The following is an 18,352-nucleotide window of genomic DNA, read 5'->3' as shown; positions in this document are numbered from 1 at the left end:
TTAGTCGAGCTTAATAGTTAAAGCTGTGGTGATATAAATTGAAATTGCACAGCGTATGAGGTTAATGGCTTACGATTTGGCTTATTTATTTAGCTGATAGTATTTTAAAGCTTTGCTTAGCTTATTAATGCTGTCATATTTTAGCCCGTAGTTAGAAGGAGTAGCTAAATGAAGACGGTCGTTGTGTTAGGCGGATATGGTAACTTTGGTAAAAGAATTGTTGAAAATCTAGCAAAAACAGCAGGAATAACAATACTTATTGCAGGTAGGAATAACGATAAAGCAATTGCACTTGCTAAGCATTTACAACCGAAAGTAGCCGCTATTTTAGCGCCTTTAGTTATTGATATTTTTGCTGATGATTTTAAAGCTAGATTAACAAGCCTTGCGCCATTTTTGGTTATTCATACTAGTGGGCCTTTTCAAGGGCAAGATTATAGAGTACCCAATGCGTGCATTGAGTGTGGATCACATTATATTGATTTAGCTGATGATCGCAGGTTTGTTTGCGATATTAATCAGTTGGATAGCAAAGCTAAAGAAAAGGGCGTACTTATAGTTAGTGGTGCCAGCTCTGTGCCGGGTTTATCTTCTGCGGTTGTCGATCATTATCAAAATCAATTTAGTACTATTGAATCAATTAATTTAGCGATTGCGCCAGGCAATAAAGCGGAGCGAGGTGTGGCTACCGTTGCTGCAATATTATCTTATACCGGACATCCGCTAAGTGTGTTTAAAAGCGGTCATTGGCAAGATGTCTATGGTTGGATGGACTCAAGGGTAAATGATTTTGGCAGCTTTGTTGGTAAGCGTTGTTTAGCCAATGTGGATGTGCCCGATTTAGAGCTTTTCCCGAATCGCTATAACGTATCACAGCAAGTGAGTTTTCAAGCGGGTTTAGAGTTGGGCATATTGCATTGGACGATGGTGGGGATGGCTTACTTATCAAAAATTGGCATTGTGAAAAGTTGGGCGCCGTTAGCGAAAGCCATTGTGAGCACGAGTAATCTTTTTTTACCATTTGGCACACAAGATGGTGCAATGGAAGTACTCATTAGTGGGCAAGATCATAGTAATAAAACAAAACAAATTAAATGGACACTGTACGCACCAAAAGGTAATGGTCCATATATTCCAACGCTTTCAAGTATTGTATTAGCCAAAAAATTGTTGAGCAGTGAGGCGTTTATTGCAAAGCAGGGCGTGGGTGCAATACCATGCGCAGGGTTATTTGAGCTTGATGATTTTAGTCATTATTTTGATACGCTCGGTATCACATATCAACAAGAAATGTCGTTAGATAATCAAGTGCAGTACATATAATGGAATATTATTTGCTCTTAAAGTTACTTCATATTCTTGCTGCAGTTGTGGTAACGGGAACTGGCGGCGGTATTGCTTTTTTTATGTTTATGGCAAATCGTTCCAACAATCCACAGGTTATTTATATTACGGCTAAGCACGTTATTTTAGCAGACTGGATTTTTACAACCCCAGCAGTCATTATTCAAATTGTCACGGGCATAATGTTGATGGGCAAGCTAGGGTACTCGTTTTCAGCCCCTTGGTTTTATTGGGTTGTTGGGTTATTTACTTTTATAGGTGTGTGTTGGTTGCCTGTGTTGCGTATTCAATACAAATTACGTGAGCTTGCTAAATTATCGGTAGAGTTAAATCAAGTTACAGCAGAGTTTAAATCATTGATGAAAACGTGGACATTATTAGGAATTCCCGCTTTTGCCGCTATTTTAGGGATATTTTGGTTAATGGTGTTTAAACCATTTTCGCTTGTGTGAGGTGGCTTGGGTATGTATAACTTTAAGCAAGCAACATTGCTGTATGCTACAAAATACGCATTGGCATTTTTGTGGATTTTTACCGGTTTAACCTCCGTATATTTTGCACCTGACGTTGGCTATGAAATTCTTGCGGGCGCCAATATTGTAGGTCTACCAGCTAAAGCTGCAATTTACGCTGGTGGTATGTTAGATATAGCACTTGGGCTTTGGCTCGTTACATCTTTTAAAACCCAAGTTTGCTGTCTTGTTCAAGTGGCGGTAATCATTACTTATACTGCGCTGCTAACGTTGATAGATGCAAGCTTTTGGCTGCATCCGTTTGGGCCAATTACTAAGAATATTCCAATTGTTGTTTTGATCTGTTTTTTATTTAGTGAAAATAAAAGTCAAATTACAATTAAGTAACAAAGGGCTAGCGTTGACTCGCCCTCTATTTATTTACTCATACCCTCTGGCCTTTTTAGTTTTGATTATCGCAATATAGCCATGCCAGCTGGCGTAACTAAGTAGCGGCATAATCACAATAAACCCTGTTGCTCCGGTTGCAAAACCCAGCGCCACAAGTACAAAAATACAGATAGACCACACCACCATTGCAGAGAAATTAGTTTTAACAGCGTGCATGGACGACATGACAGCGGTCATAATATCGACCCGTCTTTCCATCATTATTTGCGGCGTAAACGCTGAAATTGCAAATACAGTGACTAACAAAACCCCGCCAATAATGGAGCCTAAGGTTAAAAATGCTGATAATTCTTCAAAGGTAGGGTTAGCATGGCTTGGGTAAAGTGCATGTACTAAGGCTGCAAGGCGCATCCAAACAATCATAATAACCATCAACAAAATTGCAAAACCCCATTCCCCAACAGGATTCCTAAACATTGATTTTAACGAATGTGTAAGTGTGGGTTTATGCCCTTTTTCAAGCTCCCATGCTACATCATATAAGCCAACAGCAAATGCAGGCCCAATTAGAGCAAACGCGACGGTTGCAGGAATAATCACAATATAAGTTCCTGCAAATACGGCGGTGTAAACAATAGCTAAAGGAATAATAGTAAAAATTAATCCGTAAATTAAGCTCAGTATTGGTGCTCGCGTCATATCTTTAAACGCAAGAGCAAGCCAATGAAATGCAGCGAATGTATTTACCTTATTGCATTGCAAACAGCGGGCAAACTCTGTGTTTTTATCAACCGTATTCGTTGTCGGCATAAAAGTGCTCCATTTGATAGGTACTCTTTAGGTTTAGAACATAGATGTATTATTTACAAATCATCAACTAATTATTTGTAGCTTGCTATTAGGGCGTGTTGACCTTTCGTGATTGATTTTGCAGCAGTATGTTTGGTATTTAGGCAAGGCAGCGCCTATGCAGTGTGGTTGTTCCCCATAAATAGGCGATAACGCAGTATAAATGCCAAACATGCGCTGCCCAAAGGGTTCTTCCTAGGGGCGATTGACTCTTTGTTGCTCGGTTTTGACTTAGCCCGCTAGGTTACAAACCTCGCGCCGCGATTAAATCGCCCCTAGATTGAACAAATTTCAATCCACAAAGGTCAACACGCCCTAGCATCTTCAATGGCTGTTAAGTGGTCGCTTGTTTAAAAACTAATTAATTAGTTGATAGATGGAATTATGCGCGCTATAGTATTTAAAACTAATTAATTAGTAGATTAAAAGAAAGGGTTAAATACGATGACTAGAAATAAATCAAACCAGCTTACCGATGGTGAGCAAAGTATTATGGAAGTGCTTTGGAAAAATGGTGAAGCATCTGTGCGCGACATAACAGATGAACTATCAAAAGAGAAGCAAACGGCTTACACCACAACACAAACCCTGTGTAAGATCCTTGCTGAAAAAGGCTATGCTGATTTTAGAAAAGAGGGTAAAGCGTTTATTTATATCCCTAAAATCACTCAAAAAGAGGCCCGACAAAGTGCATTAACCTCAATGTTAAACAAGTTTTTTGGTGGCTCACCCAAGGTGTTGGCGCAACACTTAATGCAAGAGACCGACATAGACCTTGATGATCTAGAAGCGCTGCAACGTAAAGTCGACCAAAGTAAAGACTAACAAACCAAGATAAGGACGCCAAGGCTATGATGATTGAATATACTTTATTAACAACGTTGGCATTTCACCACCTAATTATTGGTTTTATCCTTTTATTGGGAATTGCGTTGATTAATAAGTGTGTACCATCGAGTGCGGAGCTGCGCAGTTGGTTATGGATGACGGCATTTATTGTCGCAACAGTCATCCCCTTCACTTTGATCACAATGGATGCAGATAAAACTTCAAGCGTTATAAATTCAGTTGCGCAATCGGTTGATTTAAAAATAGAAGATAGCTTTTCAGCAACTGATAATAAAGTCGCTATGAGTGATCAGGAGAGTAACTGGCATTTACCCAGTGAGATTGTATTTAACTTCTCTTTTTTACTCAGTATTGGTGTCCTACTTTGGTTTATAGGTAGTATATGGCGTGGATTTACGGTGTTATCGTCATATGTGCAAACACGAAACTTGCTTCGCTCTACGATAGAAAAAACGCCGCACTTATCGGCCCATATTAATACAGATGTTTATACTTCAAGCAAAGTATCCTCGCCTTTGGTTATTGGGTTTAAGCAACCTAAAATCATCCTTCCAAAAAGCATTACTGAACAACTCAAGCATGAGCAATTACTGGCGATAGTGCTCCACGAAAACGCGCATATAAAACGTAAAGATAACTGGTTTGGCTTATTTCAGGAGATCATTGCTATCTTATTTTGGTGGAGCCCAGTGATCCGCCTGCTTAATAAGCAAATTCATGTAGAGCGTGAAATAGCGTGTGATTTACGCGCAGTGAACGAAATTAAAAATACGCAGCAATACGCGCAGTCACTGATTGATTGTGCAAAATTAATGGTGATGGAGCAGCGGAGCGTGTTGGCAATGGGACTATTTAGTAAGAAAAAAGAGCTGAATTATCGTATCGGCGCGGTTTTAGAAAACAAGCAATTTAAAAAGCCACGTATCACGATCATTATGCTGGTATGTGCAGGGCTAACAGTCACCACAATTCAAGCTACACAGGCCTTTTCACCTAAAGTCAGTATTAAACACACCGTCGTTGATGCTCGACATTACTCACTATTACCGCAATTTGAAAGTACCTTACTGATTGATGCCGTTACTCGTAATGACATTGGCGCAATTAAAGCACTGAAAAATGATGGGGTTGATATTAACGTGCCAGTTATTGGCGATGGCACTGCGTTGATGATTGCGGTGAAACAAAACAACAAAGCAATGACACAGGCATTGATTGACTTAGGCGCTGATGTAAATCAGTCATCAAGTGGTGATGGTAACCCGCTGATAGTCGCTGCGATGAGTAATAATATTGAACTGGCAACGCTATTGTTAGATAACGGCGCTGATATAAATGCAATTGTGCCGCGAGATGAAACACCGCTTATCAATGCAGCGTATTTTGGTTTTTACGACATGAGCCAATTACTAGTTGCACGCGGAGCTGATGTTAACTTAGCGGTTACGACAGGGGTTTCTGATGGTTATCAGCGACGATCGCCTCTAAATCGTGCGCGTACTGAGTCAATTAAAGCGCTACTAATAGCTAATGGCGCACGCGAATGATCTATATCTTACTTCACTTACCACCTTAGCGTGCTTTAAGTCAGTTGGCTTTATTTAGCCTGCATCACATTTATTTAAATTACTTCAATTAATTGTTGATTGATTTTCACCCTACTTTTAGTGGGTTAGCCAAACTCGTTCTAAATAAAGGAAATAGTATGTTTATACCCAAATATTCCTTATCAAAGAACACATATCACACAAGAAATAACAACGAAGGTGACACCATGATCTTTAATACCCCCATATTCTTTTGGTTTTTTGCCATTTTTATTTTGTTTTACGGGTTTGTGTTTTTAAAACAAAAACCCAAAGTGTACTTAATTTTAGTTGGTAGCTTAGTGTTTTACGGCGCGTGGAATTATAGTTTTATTCCCTTGCTGGTGGGCAGTGGGGTAGCCGATTACTTTATTGCCCAAGCTATTTATAAAGCATCAACGCTGCAACGTAAAAAACAATGGGTGACTTTATCTGTGGTGCTTAATTTAGGTTTACTTGCAGTGTTTAAATATGCCGATTTTGCACTTAACTCTGTGTCTGAGTTGTTATCTTCGCTTGGTTACAATGCCTCTATTGAAACATTAGGTTGGGTGCTGCCCGTTGGTATTTCTTTTTATACTTTTCAAAGTTTAAGTTACACCATTGATGTTTATCGTGGCGACATGAGGCCACGTAAAGGCTTAGTTGAATTTGTTGCTGCGTTATCGTTTTTTCCTCAATTGGTTGCAGGGCCTATTCTTCGTGCAAGCCATATATTGCCACAAATGCACGCCATCGCATTACCTAAATATACGGCTGTAAAACATGGCTTTTTACTGATCACTGTTGGGCTTATCAAGAAAACGGGGGCTGATATATTAGCTATCCCAGCGCAACATGCTTTTGAAGCAAAAGGCCCTATTAGCACGCTTGAACTTTGGACTGGAGTACTGGCATTTGCAGGGCAAATCTATGGCGATTTTTCGGGCTATACCGATATAGCAATTGGTATTGCGCTGATACTTGGTTTTAGTATTCCATTGAACTTTAGAGTGCCTTATTTTGCGCTTTCTCCGGTTGATTTTTGGCGTCGTTGGCATATCTCCCTCTCTACATGGTTACGCGATTATTTATATATCTCATTAGGTGGAAACAGAAATAATAACCGTACCCGTAATGTGTTTTTAACTATGTTATTGGGTGGTTTATGGCATGGTGCGGCGTGGACCTTTGTTGCGTGGGGCGCATTTCATGGCGCTATTATTACTGTCACGCACTATTTAGCAGGGTTGAAAATATTTGCACGTTTTAATCAATCCAACGCGCTGCTTGTTACTTTTATTAAGTGGGCCATCACGTTTTATTTAGTCCTTATAGGTTGGGTATTTTTTGCAGCCAACGACTTAACTTCTGCCATAGATATTATTACTAATTTACATGTATTTAATTCAACAATAGCAGCAGGAAGCAACGCAATGATTATTTTTGTAATGACCAGTATATGGGTGCTACTTGTACATATTATGGATTTTTACGTAATAAAGGGCGCTGACAAGCTGGAAAATAAACCCTGGCTATTTTGGCTGTTAATGATGTTAGGGCAAGGCGTGTGTTTATTTATCGGGGAGCCAAGTAATGAGTTTATCTATTTCCAATTCTAATCATCAAGGTACAGCAACAATGACATCACAAAAATTATATGGAAAGTCGATTCTTGTTATTGGCTTATGTATGGCTTTCGCACTTATCAGTATTCATCTTATTTTGCATGGGATGGGGGCAAATTCACAAGGCGTATTAGGCAGGGTCACTGAGTCACGGGCGGCTTTGCCACAGATAGTGAAAGAACCAAACGATGTTGTGATGTTTTTTGGTTCATCAATGACGCGAGCTGGGTTTTCGCCGCGAAAATTTGATGCTGATTTAGCGCAGCGGGGTAAGCAGGTTAAATCGTTTAATTATGGCTTTGGTGGGCTAAACCCATATTTTCAAGATTTTTTGTCACGGCGTATTGCGGATGAATTTATCGAAGAAGATCGCAAAATAAAGCTAACCATGATTGAGTTTAATCCGTTTCAAACCACGCAAACACGCTGGGATAGAGCTGCGCCAGTTTTAGACTCATTTTTAACGTTGCTTGCCAATGACGAGGAGTTAATGGAAATTGCAAAAAATGATCTTACTCGTGGCGTACGGTTATTCAATATAAAGTATTTGCGCGGTAATATATCAGCTGAAATGATCACCAGCTTTTTTGGCAGAGGGATGTTTCCTCCTCAGTCACATCAAACGTTTAAAGATGATGATGAAACTATTGCGCAACGTCGTCGCTTAGGGCGATTGCTTGGTCAGAAGTTTGATGAAGAATACCCTGATCATAAGCCGGTAGAATGGAGCTATGAATGGCAAGGTGGCGGGACTATTCCACAAGAGCGTTCAGCAGAAACATTAGCCATATTTAACGACTATTACCGCGTTACGCAAACCGATAACGCAATGAGAAATGACCGCCTCAGTCGCATTAGTAGTGCCGATATAGAGCAGCTTCATTTTGAGCCATTATTAGTTGATCACTTTATTAACATTGTAAAAAACTTTCAACGTGTATCTGATAACGTTGAAGTGATCATGCTGCCAAAAAACAGCAAGTGGATAAAAACAACACCAGAGGCTGAAAAACGTTTAGCTGCGGTAATTACGCAAATAGAACAAGCTACTGGTATTAAGCTGAAAAACCATCAAAATATACCGCAAATAACCCCGCAAATGTACCGTGATACCACGCATTTATCGCGTTATCGTGGCGATATTGCTTACACAGATTATCTAATAGATCAGTATCAAAGTTTGTTTTAGTTTTTACAGTGGTTAGGCTGAATAAGTTACATGCATCAGCGGGTGAGAAAGATCCTAACTTATCACGTTGATGCTTTTCGCCATTATTTGGTGAGAGTTGTTATTCAATATTGTTTATTTAAAAATTTTAAAATTTAAGTTGTTGATTATTAATTGCTATTTATATGGCTTAATATTTGCTGAATGAGTGTAACTTAATTAGGAATAGACACTCATGCTATTAGATATTCAATCATTACGTCATCAATATAATAAAAGCAAAGATGCAAAATGCGCAATTAATACATTATCGTTGCAAGTTGAACCTGGTATTTTAGCCTTGTTAGGCCCTAATGGAGCAGGAAAATCTAGTTTGATGAGAATTCTGGCTACCATTACTAAGCCAACACAAGGTGTCATTTTATGGCAAGGCCAAGATATTGTTAAATCACCACAATTGTTACGCAAAGAGCTGGGCTATTTACCTCAATATTTTGGCGTGTATGAACAGCTGTCGGGTATTGAGTTTTTGCAATACATGGCAGGGCTTAAAGGGCTTGAAAGTTCCCATGCCAAGAGTGTTATTGATGATTTACTTAATAAACTTAATTTAACTCACGCCGCGCATCAGCCGCTAAAAGGCTACTCTGGCGGTATGAAACAACGCATTGGAATTGCGCAGGCGTTATTAAATGATCCTAAATTATTGATCATTGACGAGCCGACAGTTGGTCTTGATCCGCATGAACGCGCCAACTTTAGACAGTTATTGACCGAGCTTGCGGCGGATCGTTGCATTATCTTCTCTACACATATTGTGTCAGATGTTGAATCGATAGCGGATCGCATTGTAATTATGCGCGGTGGCACGCTTATCCAATCAGCAACAGCAGATGTATTACAGCAAAAAGTGGCTGATAAATGCTGGACACTAACGGTTGAACCATCGGAGCTGAAACAGATCCAGCATGAGTATATTGTTAGCCACAGCATTCGAAAAGAAGGAAAGCTTGAATTAAACCTTGTTGCGGATCATTGCCCTGACTCTAAAGCTACGGAACGGGTGCCATCACTCGAAGATGCTTACTTGTATTTTACCAGCGAGCAATCAGCATCTCACAGCGCAGCGAGGATCCGTTAATGAAACAGATTTGGCAATGTATGGTAGCTGACTTTAAACAACGCACACGCCAACAAAGTTATATGGTGACCTTGTTGGCTATGTCTGTATTAACGTTATTGTATTTTCCATCCCCTGATGCGCAGTACCAAACTTTGGTTATTAATGGCTACCGCGGGATTTATAACAGCGCGTGGATTGGCGTATGTTTAGCGATGCTGAATGTCATGTTCTTACCCATTATTTGTTTTTACTTAGTTAAAAATGCACTTGAGTTAGATAGGCAATCAAAAACGTGTGAGCTTATTGCAGCAACGTCGATTAGCAAACAGGCTTTTTTATTCGCTAAGTGGGGAGTAAATGTACTGATTTTACTTTCAATTGTATTGGCGATGTTGCTCAGTAGTGTATTGATCCAACTTTATTATGGCGAAAGCTACCAGATTGATATGTGGGCACTTGTTTGGCCGCAATTAGTGTTTGTTTTACCGCTGTTATTAGCAATTGCATCAATTGCTATTTTGTTTGAGTCGATAACGTGGCTCAAAGGTGGTTTTGGTAATGTGGCGTATTTTTTCTTGTGGATTGGCTCGATAACGCAAAGCATTGCAGGAGTGTCAGGCATTGGTGCGGTGCTTGAAAGTTTAGATATGGAGGTTGCTGCGCGTTTTCCAGCAGAGCAAGGTGGCACCAATGTTGGCATAACAGCGAGTGAATCTGTAAGCACATTTGTTTGGCATGGGTTTGAGCCAAGTGTTGTGCACCTCTTAGGAATGCTGCCTTTGTTGATGATCAGCTTAATAGGTTTGAGTTTAGCATTTTTATTTTTTGATCGTTTCAGTAATGGCTCACTGAAAGAGGCTAAAAAGCCATGGCGAATAGTCAGCGTAATTGAAAAAGTCACAGGAATACTCGATAGATTATTTGCTGGCGCAACAAAGTCATTCGCTTTTACACGTTTATTACGATTAGAGTTTAAGTTAATGCTCAAAGGGCAAACAAATCTGTGGTTCATCGGGTTGGTCACTTTGAATGTATGCCAAGCTTTTGTTGATCAGGAGCTGTTATTGAGCCTTTTTTTACCTATCTCATTGCTGTGGTGTGTATTGGTTATATCACCATTAGGGCAGCTAGAGAGGCAAACAAATACCTTTGAAATTATGGCTTACAGTAAGCAATCCCCATTATTGCAAAATATGGCGAGTTTTAGTGCTGGCTGGGGACTGTTAGCATTAGCGTGTTTAGGTAGTATTGCGCGGTACGTAGTAATGGCGGAGTGGTTGCTGCTGGTACAATTGTTTGTGGCTATTTCGTTTATGGTTTCATTAGCCTATTTTTGCGGTGCATTTACGCAAACAAAGCGAATGTTTGAAGTCGTGTTTTTAGTTATTTGGTATATAGGGCCTCTGCAAGCTGGATTATATTTAGACTTTTTAGGCGTGAACAGTCAGTCGAGTTGGGGTGCAGGAATGCCTTATTACTTTTTGGCTATTGCTAGTGGATTATTGCTATTAACAATGAGTATTAAACGAACCCGTTAATTAAAAGAGTATCAGGGGACTTTACCTGATGCTCTTTTGTGTACTTGGGGGTTACGAACTTTAATTGTTTACGAGATATAAAGGCTATCATCACTAACACGTAGTGCCATACAATCGCTCTGGCCATTTATAATCATACTTTTATCAACGCGTACCCCAGTACCTGCGTATTTCCCTGCGGCGGTAAAACTACATATCTGTACAAAGTAGTCACCAACTTTAGGCAGTGCAAATAGTTGCTGGTATATTTGATCTTGTGCGGCAAAATGACCCACGGTTTTTTCTATGACTTGCTGTTGTTCATCAACGAGTTGAATATTAGCACCGCATCGGCCAACGATCGGTTTAACTACATAACCTGTTTGTAATAATTCATCATTTAGAGCAAATGCAGTATTGAGTAAAAATCGATGGTTTGGAAATAAGCTCCATAACACAGGTAAAATCGCTTTATTACTTGGGATCAAGGTCCAAAGTGGCTCAAACACCATGACGTTTTTACGCAGCAGTACATCAACTAAACGTGGCGTTTTACCCGCTTGCCACTGAGGTTCAAAATCATCCCCTTGGGATTGATCTGCTTCACACTCTTGCCTTATTTGATCTAATGCAGTTTCCCATGACCATGTTTTCCAGACAAAGTTGAGCTTTTCACCATCAGCATCAACTATATTGCCGGAATCATCCCAGCGTAAACTCTTTAAACCAATAATTACTTTGCATTCAAAACCAGCAGCTTCAATAGCTTCTTTCATAAATAACGCGTGATAATGCTCTTCTGGTTCGTCATCTTGTAAAATATGTATAAGGCCTTTTACTTCACTTTTTCGCCATGCTTTAACTAAATCTTTAAAGAGATCATGGCCTGCATCAACACCTGTTTTAACACCAAAATGTTTAGCCCATTTACCCTGTATTTTACCGCTTTCCATATAGCATGACGCGGAGTCACAGTTGTATTCATATACTTTTAATCCGGCAGGTGTGAGTGCAAAATCAAACCGGCTGGTGATCAGTTGGTTTAAGCGATTATCCCATGATTGGCGAATTTTATTGAGTACGACATCAGGTAAATTAAACTTTTTTAATAATCCAGGGTGCTGCAACACATAATCTGTAGCATGCATAAATAAGCCATGTAACTCATTGGTGGCATGTTCAATCGTTTGTTGTGCAGTATTTGATATAGCAAAGTAATGATGTTGATCAGCACTTACTGAAGTTAGTTTATGGCCTTGCATCATATCTACGTAGGCGGCTTCGTCGTCATTAGCAATGTTAAGCCATGACTTTTTGGCCTGTCCAGAGTCAGTTGCATGTTGAGGTTTGATAGCAAATAGATCTGTACTTACTTCAGGCGTTGGCTCGCTAAATTCGCTCTGATCAGTTTGTGTCATCCAGCCTAAAATAGTGGCATCGCTGTAAGAACACTCAATCCAGTAGTCACCTTGCTGTGTGATTTTAGCTTTGAGTTCACGGCACCATTGCTGGCCCTGCGGCCATACTTGATGGCCAACATTTTGTTCTGCTAGGCGAATTTTATCTGTATGGACTTCAACTATAACAGCAACATGACCTGTTTCTTCAAACTCTCCGCCTTCTTCCCAAATGAGTAAACTTCCCACTGTTGGGTGGTGTTTTGCACCATTACGAAATGCATGCAAAGGAAGTCTAGTTTGGCTGTTTATATCACGTACCGAGCGTAGCTCAAAAATATCATAAGCCATTGCAATGTCATCAAATATATAGCCGTGATTGAGATACATCCAGCGGCGCGCAAATTCAACACATTGCCATTTATAGCCCATGTAAATGCCATCGAGATAACTTCTGTAGGCACTCCTATTTGGGTAGGCTGTTTCATCAGCACTGTCGTAGTCAGACGAATAAACAGCAACATTACCAAGTGCATAGCCTAATAGCTCTCCAAAAGGGCTAGCAGGTACGTGAGATTTTTTAGACAAAGTAGTTCAAAAATTAGGGAGTGATAATCTGCAGACTATAGAAGTGTATTGGTTTGATAGCAAGTTAAAAACAGAGCCTTCAAGTACTTTTTATTTAGTTAAAAGAGTTTAAAATTTAATGCTTTTTGTTAGGAATAATAAGCGGTAATTGGTTGTCTCTTATTATCCGAATTTTTAGGGATGATAAAAATTAATACGTGTTTTTTACAGCACTTAAATAGCACTTAAATAGCACTTAAAAAGTCGCTTTTTAGGCCAGTAAACATTTAAGCAATTATAAACTAGATAGCAAAGTATGTAGTGGCGATGCTGATTAAATAAACTAAACTTATCATATCGCTTCTTTGAGAGCATATTATGTGAAGTATTTAATTATTGCTGTGTTGTCCTGTGCGATGTTTAGTAATGTAAGTTATTCAGCTGAGAACACGTGCCAGATTATTGTTCGCTTTGAAAATTATGCCGCACAATCGCATCAAAATGAAGACTTAACCTGGCATGGACTTGATGTTGATTTTGCAAAAGCATTGCTTGATGAGGCTGGCTGTGAGTATCGCTTTGTAAGTATTCCTTGGGGGCGTTCATTAAAAATGCTCGAAAATGGCGAAGTGGACTTAATGCTTAGCGTATCTAAAACAGCACAACGTATGCGTTTTGCTTATTTCATAGGCCCTCAAAAGCAGGAGAATATTGTATTTGCTATGAATGCAGAACGTTCTTACAGCATAAATACTGTAAGTAGTTTATTTGAACTTGATGCACCAATAGCAATTCAACGTGGTGCTTATTACGGTAGTACATTTGAAAAACGTTTTATAGAAGAGCAAGATACCGATGAGCGATTTATTTACGTACCAGATAACCAATTAAAACTGGATTTGTTACGCCATGGGCGTATTTCTGGCTTTTTAGAAGAAAAATATAACATCGTTTATCAAGTGCAAAACAATCCAGATTTTATGAAAGTGACAATTAGCCCATTTGTAATTAATTCTGAGCCTGTTTATTTTGCATTTAGTAAAACATCGGTGTCAAAGTTACAAATAAAAAAATTTGAAAAGGCATTTTTAAATATTAAAAAGTCAGGGAAATTGGCAGTAATTCTAAAAAAATACAATTTAGAATAAGCATGAAGTTTATCTTCCTGAATTTAAGTTTTTGGGTACATATTTTTTATTAGGATATACCCCGGATGAAGAAAGTAAATCATACCTCTAAGCACCCTGAATTTCTCTTGAAGTCAGCCTTAAATGTGTCCCTCGTTAGTGTAATAGCAATAGCCCCTTTTACTGTGTATGATTTTTATGTGATTAAAAATGGCATGGGTTTTCTGGGGGTTATTGCTATTTTATTTTGCACTTTTAATGCCGTATTGTGTTTTAAAGGGACCTATAGCCTGCCATTAAACTTATTTGCGACGATGCCAATAATGGCAGGCTGTTCACTTGCTGCAATTAATGTATGGGGTGTCACAGCATCGTTTTGGGCATACCCAGCTGTTTTAACTTGTTATTTTGTTTTGCCGCTGCATTTAGCGCGATTAGCGAACATTCTTTATTTAGCCATAATTTTGCCATTCGGTTGGTATAATTTATCACCTGATGTATTTGCGCGTTTTTATGCTGTGTTAATTAGCATTAGTATTTTTGCTTATTTAACTCTTAAAGAAATCGCCCTACAGCATGCTCAGCTACATAGGTTATCTATAACAGATGTATTAACGGGTCTAAACAATCGCTTTTTACTTAGTGACTCTTTAGAAAATGCCATCTTTATAAATCAATGCGAGAAAGCCCCTATGTCAATTTTAATGTTGGATCTTGACCATTTTAAAAAGGTAAATGATCAATATGGACATGACGTAGGTGATGAAGTTTTAAAAGGCTTTGCAGCTATAATGAAAGCAAACTCGAACAGCAACGATATATTATTTCGCTTAGGAGGCGAAGAGTTTCTAATTTTATTGCACAGTGCGGATGAAAACCAAGCAATACAAGCGGCAGAACAGATACGCAGCCATGTGCAAAAGAGTAAATTACTTCCTGAGGGCGAATTAACGGTCAGTATTGGTGTATGCGAACTTGTTTGTAATAAACACAGGAAAGATTGGTTAAAACAGTGCGATGCGAATTTATATTTAGCTAAAAATAGAGGGCGTAATAAGGTTGTTGCCTGTAGCCAGTGTTAAGCATGAACGAAATAATGTTTTAGTTAACTCTTTGTTATATATGGTATATTTAATACTGGGTGACCTTTGTAGATTGAAATTTGTTCAAGCTAGGGGGATTTAATCGCGGCGCGAGGTTTGCAATCGAGTGGGCTCGATAACTGCTCCTGCGTTATTCTACTGGCTCACATCCATGTGAGAATAAGTAAAAACCGAGCAAAGCTTGTGCGCCCTTCTTACGCCCTTTCCTACATCCGTGTAGGTAACAAAGAGTTAATTGCCCCTAGGAAGAGCCCTTTGGGTAACGCATGTTTGGCATTTATACTGCGTTTCGCCTATTTATGGGGAACAACCACACACCATAGGCTCTGCCTTACCTAACTACCAAATAGACTGCTGCAAAATTAATTACGAAAGGTCAACACGCCCTAGAGCACCGATCAGTATACATTCTAACCAGATCGACATTTACTTCAATTCATGATCAAATAGCGTGTCTTAGCTAACGTAGTCATATCATGAAATATAATCGCCATTGGCAATGCCCTGAAGCATTGAGTAAAAAAGAAAAATTAATCTGTAGCCGTTTAAAAACACATGGCAAACTCTTCGTATTTCTTCGTGAATATCGACATGAAATTCTCAATGAAACCATCGAAAGTCAACTTATTGAAATGTATGCCGATCACCCGAAAGGAAAGCCCCCTGTTCCTGCAGCTCAGCTAGCTATGGCAACAATTTTACAAAGTTATAAACAAAAATCAGATGCAGGGGCAACCCTTGATGCAATGTTTGATATGCGTTGGCGAATGGTGCTCAATTGCTTAGATGATGAAAATGCGCCTTTTTCACAAGGGACTTTGTGTGATTTTAGGCATCGTTTAGTGAAGCATAATATGGATGAAGTGTTACTTGAACATACAGTTAATGTGGCTAAATCTTTCAGTAAATTTGGTCACAAAAACTTACGCGTTGCTTTAGATTCGGCACCGTTACAGGGGGCTGGACGTGTCGAAGACACTTTTAATCTCGTGAGTCATGCGCTTGAACTAATTGTAGATTGTTTAGCATATATTCAACAAACTGATGAAAAATCGATTATCTCACAAACGGGTTTGAAACTCGTTGGTCAAAGTAGCGTTAAGGCTGCGCTGGATATAGATTGGTCTGATGCAAATGAAAAGCATCAAGCAATCAATACATTATTATCTGATGTTGAGACGCTTAAAACATGGTTAAAAGCAGCCCCTGTTAGTATAAGGGAGCATAAATCTTTAAAAGAGTGCCTGTCCTTATTAGAAACAGTATTAGCGCAAAATATTACACCAGATCCTGAAGGTGGTGGGCACCAAATTAAAAAAGGAACAGTCCCTGATAGGAGAATTTCAGTCTCAAATAGTGCGATGCGCCATGGTCGAAAATCAAGTTCACGCACTATCAATGGATTCAAACAACATATTGCAGTTGACTTAGATTCTAAGCTCATTCTTGCGACTTGCGTCCGTCCAGCGAATGAACCAGAGCATAAAGCCAGTGAGCAACTCAAACCTAAAGTATTAAACTATGAAAAAGTGACCGAATTAAGTATCGATAGAGGTTATTTAGCAGCAGATTGGACGTTAGATATGTATCAGGAGGGCCTCACGGTAGTTGCCAAACCTTGGACACCTCCAGCAGTCAAAGACAAATTTAGTAAAAAATCATTTTTAATTGATTTAGATGAAAATACAGTCACTTGTCCAAACAATATCACCGCATCAATACAAGGAAGAAAGAAAAAGTTTGTCAGATTTCCAAAATATGAATGCAGTGTTTGTCCTAGTAAATCCAAATGTACGGATTCAGAAAATAGCCGCGTTGTTTCAATCCACGAGCATGAATCTATGATGCAAGATTTAAGTGTATACGTCACGACTGCTGAGGGTCGAGCTAAAGCAAGAGAGCGTGTTAAAGTAGAGCACGCTCTTGCATCTGTATGTAACCGTAAAGGACCTCGAGCACGATATAGAGGAATAAGACTCAATGAATATGATTTAAATCGTACAGCCATGATCACTAATTTACATATATCACTGAAATTAGCTGCATGATTTTTAAACTATATGGTGCTCTAGGCTTTTTTAGCCCTTGCGTATGGATCGTTTGTTACTGTGCATTTGTCGTTTAAGTTGCCAAAAATAGGCGGCTGCTCAATAAGCTCTTCACCTTCAAGTGTCATTACTTGGACTCGCTGACATGTTGTAATTTCAGTGGAAAAATCTAGCCAAACTTGTGCCATGTTACACATATTTAAGAAATAATAGGTGCCACTTGCTTGATCACTAACGTTTGACCAAATAGTGCTTGAGCTAATACTTGCACTTCTTGGATTAAATCCATGTGGTACAGCGCAGGCTGCAACCATTGAGCGTGTTTGTGATACGGCTTTTATTGTTGAATTAACGGGTTCGCTAAGTGATATGTAAAAAGAAGCTCGCTCAAAGTTTTGGGTTGAAGAAACGCCACCAGGCACGGTGTAAAGAGGTCGAGAGTTGGGCGTCTCAGCCTTGCCCCACATGTACTGCCAATACTGATTTATTTCTAGTTGGGTTTTGTAATTAGGTTCATTAGTGGCAACTCTAAATTTTTCGCTTTCATACACAACGAATGCGTTATTATTGACTTCAATTATGGCGGAGTTTCCGGTTTTGTCTGATAAACAAAGGTGAAGTGTTGCGGGGGTTGATTTCCCTAAACCATCAGGAACATTCTCTTCTACAATTTGAATTTTTTGTTTTCTGAAGTACTTTGCAGCAGCTTTGACACATCCGAATTTATCGAGTGTGAACTGCGCCCAACTGAGCACACTTAATACTTTTTTACTTTCTTCAAGAGGGGAGTGCTCAGTTTGGCGTTTATTCAGCAAAGGCGAACTATTGTCTGCGCGTATAGGTATGTAATCTGCTCCTGTATCGTATAAAGCATTGACCACGAGGCCTGCCGAATTAATGCCATCAGCTGTGCCCATTCGTTTATCACCCATTACAGTTGCAATACTTGAGTAATGAGATTTCCACTTGAGTATTTGCCTTTGGGGTACTTTAAATTGATCCGTATCTTCAGGTATGAAGCCGATACGTTTTAATCCGACCGGAAAAGTGTATAAAAAAGCATTTACGCCTGCAAACCAATCCATATTTCTAGCTGTTACTGGAAAATCTGGGTTTAGACTGTTAAAAATACGCGTACACATGTAAGTTATCCTATTATTTTCTGGATTGTTTTGTCCCTATGTTATCTAATTACTTTATTAAT

At 39.2% G+C, this 18,352-nt stretch carries 15 protein-coding genes; 12 read left to right on the top strand and 3 right to left on the bottom strand.

Annotated features, from left to right (window positions below):
- Window positions 1–168: 168 nt before the first annotated feature.
- From HJP15_RS02660 to HJP15_RS02650, 3 genes are read left to right on the top strand one after another with little or no spacing between them, the layout of a single operon-like run.
- Window positions 169–1,323, top strand: coding sequence for a saccharopine dehydrogenase family protein (locus tag HJP15_RS02660; RefSeq protein WP_170173012.1), 1,155 nt, complete (start codon window positions 169–171; stop codon window positions 1,321–1,323).
- A gap of 11 nt (window positions 1,324–1,334) precedes the next feature.
- Window positions 1,335–1,796 carry a DUF2269 family protein gene (locus tag HJP15_RS02655; RefSeq protein WP_235575736.1) on the top strand — a complete coding sequence of 154 codons (462 nt, stop codon included), beginning with the start codon at window positions 1,335–1,337 and terminating at the stop codon, window positions 1,794–1,796.
- Between the two features lie 12 nt (window positions 1,797–1,808).
- Window positions 1,809–2,204 carry a DoxX-like family protein gene (locus HJP15_RS02650; RefSeq protein ID WP_054203442.1) on the top strand — a complete coding sequence of 132 codons (396 nt, stop codon included), beginning with the start codon at window positions 1,809–1,811 and terminating at the stop codon, window positions 2,202–2,204.
- Window positions 2,205–2,237: 33 nt separating this feature from the next.
- On the opposite strand, the gene HJP15_RS02645 is transcribed toward HJP15_RS02650, so the two are convergent.
- Window positions 2,238–3,017, bottom strand: a complete 780-nt coding sequence (locus tag HJP15_RS02645; RefSeq protein ID WP_054453771.1) for a DUF2189 domain-containing protein — start codon at window positions 3,015–3,017, stop codon at window positions 2,238–2,240.
- Between the two features lie 483 nt (window positions 3,018–3,500).
- Here HJP15_RS02645 and HJP15_RS02640 point away from each other — a divergent pair, with 483 nt between their 5' ends.
- The 6 genes from HJP15_RS02640 to HJP15_RS02615 all read left to right on the top strand — a co-directional run bounded on the left by HJP15_RS02640 (window position 3,501) and on the right by HJP15_RS02615 (window position 10,927).
- Window positions 3,501–3,881 carry a BlaI/MecI/CopY family transcriptional regulator gene (locus HJP15_RS02640; RefSeq protein ID WP_170173011.1) on the top strand — a complete coding sequence of 127 codons (381 nt, stop codon included), beginning with the start codon at window positions 3,501–3,503 and terminating at the stop codon, window positions 3,879–3,881.
- 26 nt (window positions 3,882–3,907) lie between these two features.
- A complete protein-coding gene (locus tag HJP15_RS02635; protein ID WP_064435307.1) occupies window positions 3,908–5,452 on the top strand; it encodes a M56 family metallopeptidase in 1,545 nt (514 codons plus the stop codon).
- Between the two features lie 227 nt (window positions 5,453–5,679).
- Entirely contained in the window at window positions 5,680–7,092 is a 1,413-nt protein-coding gene (locus HJP15_RS02630) for an MBOAT family O-acyltransferase (RefSeq protein ID WP_170173010.1), read from the top strand.
- The gene (locus HJP15_RS02625; protein WP_054453776.1) at window positions 7,067–8,287 is read left to right on the top strand and encodes a hypothetical protein; all 1,221 of its coding nucleotides are present in this window, start codon (window positions 7,067–7,069) and stop codon (window positions 8,285–8,287) included. Before HJP15_RS02630 ends, HJP15_RS02625 begins: the two co-directional genes overlap by 26 nt.
- A 214-nt stretch (window positions 8,288–8,501) precedes the next feature.
- Complete coding sequence (locus tag HJP15_RS02620) at window positions 8,502–9,407, top strand: ABC transporter ATP-binding protein (RefSeq protein ID WP_170173009.1); 906 nt, start codon at window positions 8,502–8,504, stop codon at window positions 9,405–9,407.
- The gene (locus tag HJP15_RS02615; protein WP_170173008.1) at window positions 9,407–10,927 is read left to right on the top strand and encodes a hypothetical protein; all 1,521 of its coding nucleotides are present in this window, start codon (window positions 9,407–9,409) and stop codon (window positions 10,925–10,927) included. The genes HJP15_RS02620 and HJP15_RS02615 overlap by 1 nt, the downstream gene beginning before the upstream one ends.
- A 68-nt stretch (window positions 10,928–10,995) precedes the next feature.
- Here the strand turns inward: HJP15_RS02615 and gss are convergent, their stop codons facing one another.
- Entirely contained in the window at window positions 10,996–12,891 is a 1,896-nt protein-coding gene (gene gss / locus HJP15_RS02610) for a bifunctional glutathionylspermidine amidase/synthase (RefSeq protein WP_170173007.1), read from the bottom strand.
- A gap of 359 nt (window positions 12,892–13,250) precedes the next feature.
- Between gss and HJP15_RS02605 the strand changes: the two genes are divergently transcribed.
- The 3 genes from HJP15_RS02605 (at window position 13,251) to HJP15_RS02595 (ending at window position 17,148) form a co-directional block, all read left to right on the top strand.
- Window positions 13,251–14,018 (top strand): substrate-binding periplasmic protein, encoded by a 768-nt coding sequence (locus tag HJP15_RS02605; RefSeq protein WP_231658954.1) that lies wholly within the window; start codon window positions 13,251–13,253, stop codon window positions 14,016–14,018.
- 65 nt (window positions 14,019–14,083) lie between these two features.
- Complete coding sequence (locus HJP15_RS02600) at window positions 14,084–15,079, top strand: GGDEF domain-containing protein (RefSeq protein ID WP_170173006.1); 996 nt, start codon at window positions 14,084–14,086, stop codon at window positions 15,077–15,079.
- Between the two features lie 497 nt (window positions 15,080–15,576).
- The gene (locus tag HJP15_RS02595; RefSeq protein ID WP_170173005.1) at window positions 15,577–17,148 is read left to right on the top strand and encodes a transposase; all 1,572 of its coding nucleotides are present in this window, start codon (window positions 15,577–15,579) and stop codon (window positions 17,146–17,148) included.
- 20 nt (window positions 17,149–17,168) lie between these two features.
- Here the strand turns inward: HJP15_RS02595 and HJP15_RS02590 are convergent, their stop codons facing one another.
- Entirely contained in the window at window positions 17,169–18,290 is a 1,122-nt protein-coding gene (locus HJP15_RS02590; protein WP_054453785.1) for a linear amide C-N hydrolase, read from the bottom strand.
- Window positions 18,291–18,352 lie beyond the last annotated feature (62 nt).

The organism is Pseudoalteromonas sp. NEC-BIFX-2020_002 (assembly GCF_013002825.1).
Taxonomy (GTDB): Bacteria; Pseudomonadota; Gammaproteobacteria; order Enterobacterales; family Alteromonadaceae; genus Pseudoalteromonas; species Pseudoalteromonas neustonica.
Note: the sequence above shows the minus strand (reverse complement) of the source record. Positions and strands in the feature narration are given on the sequence as shown.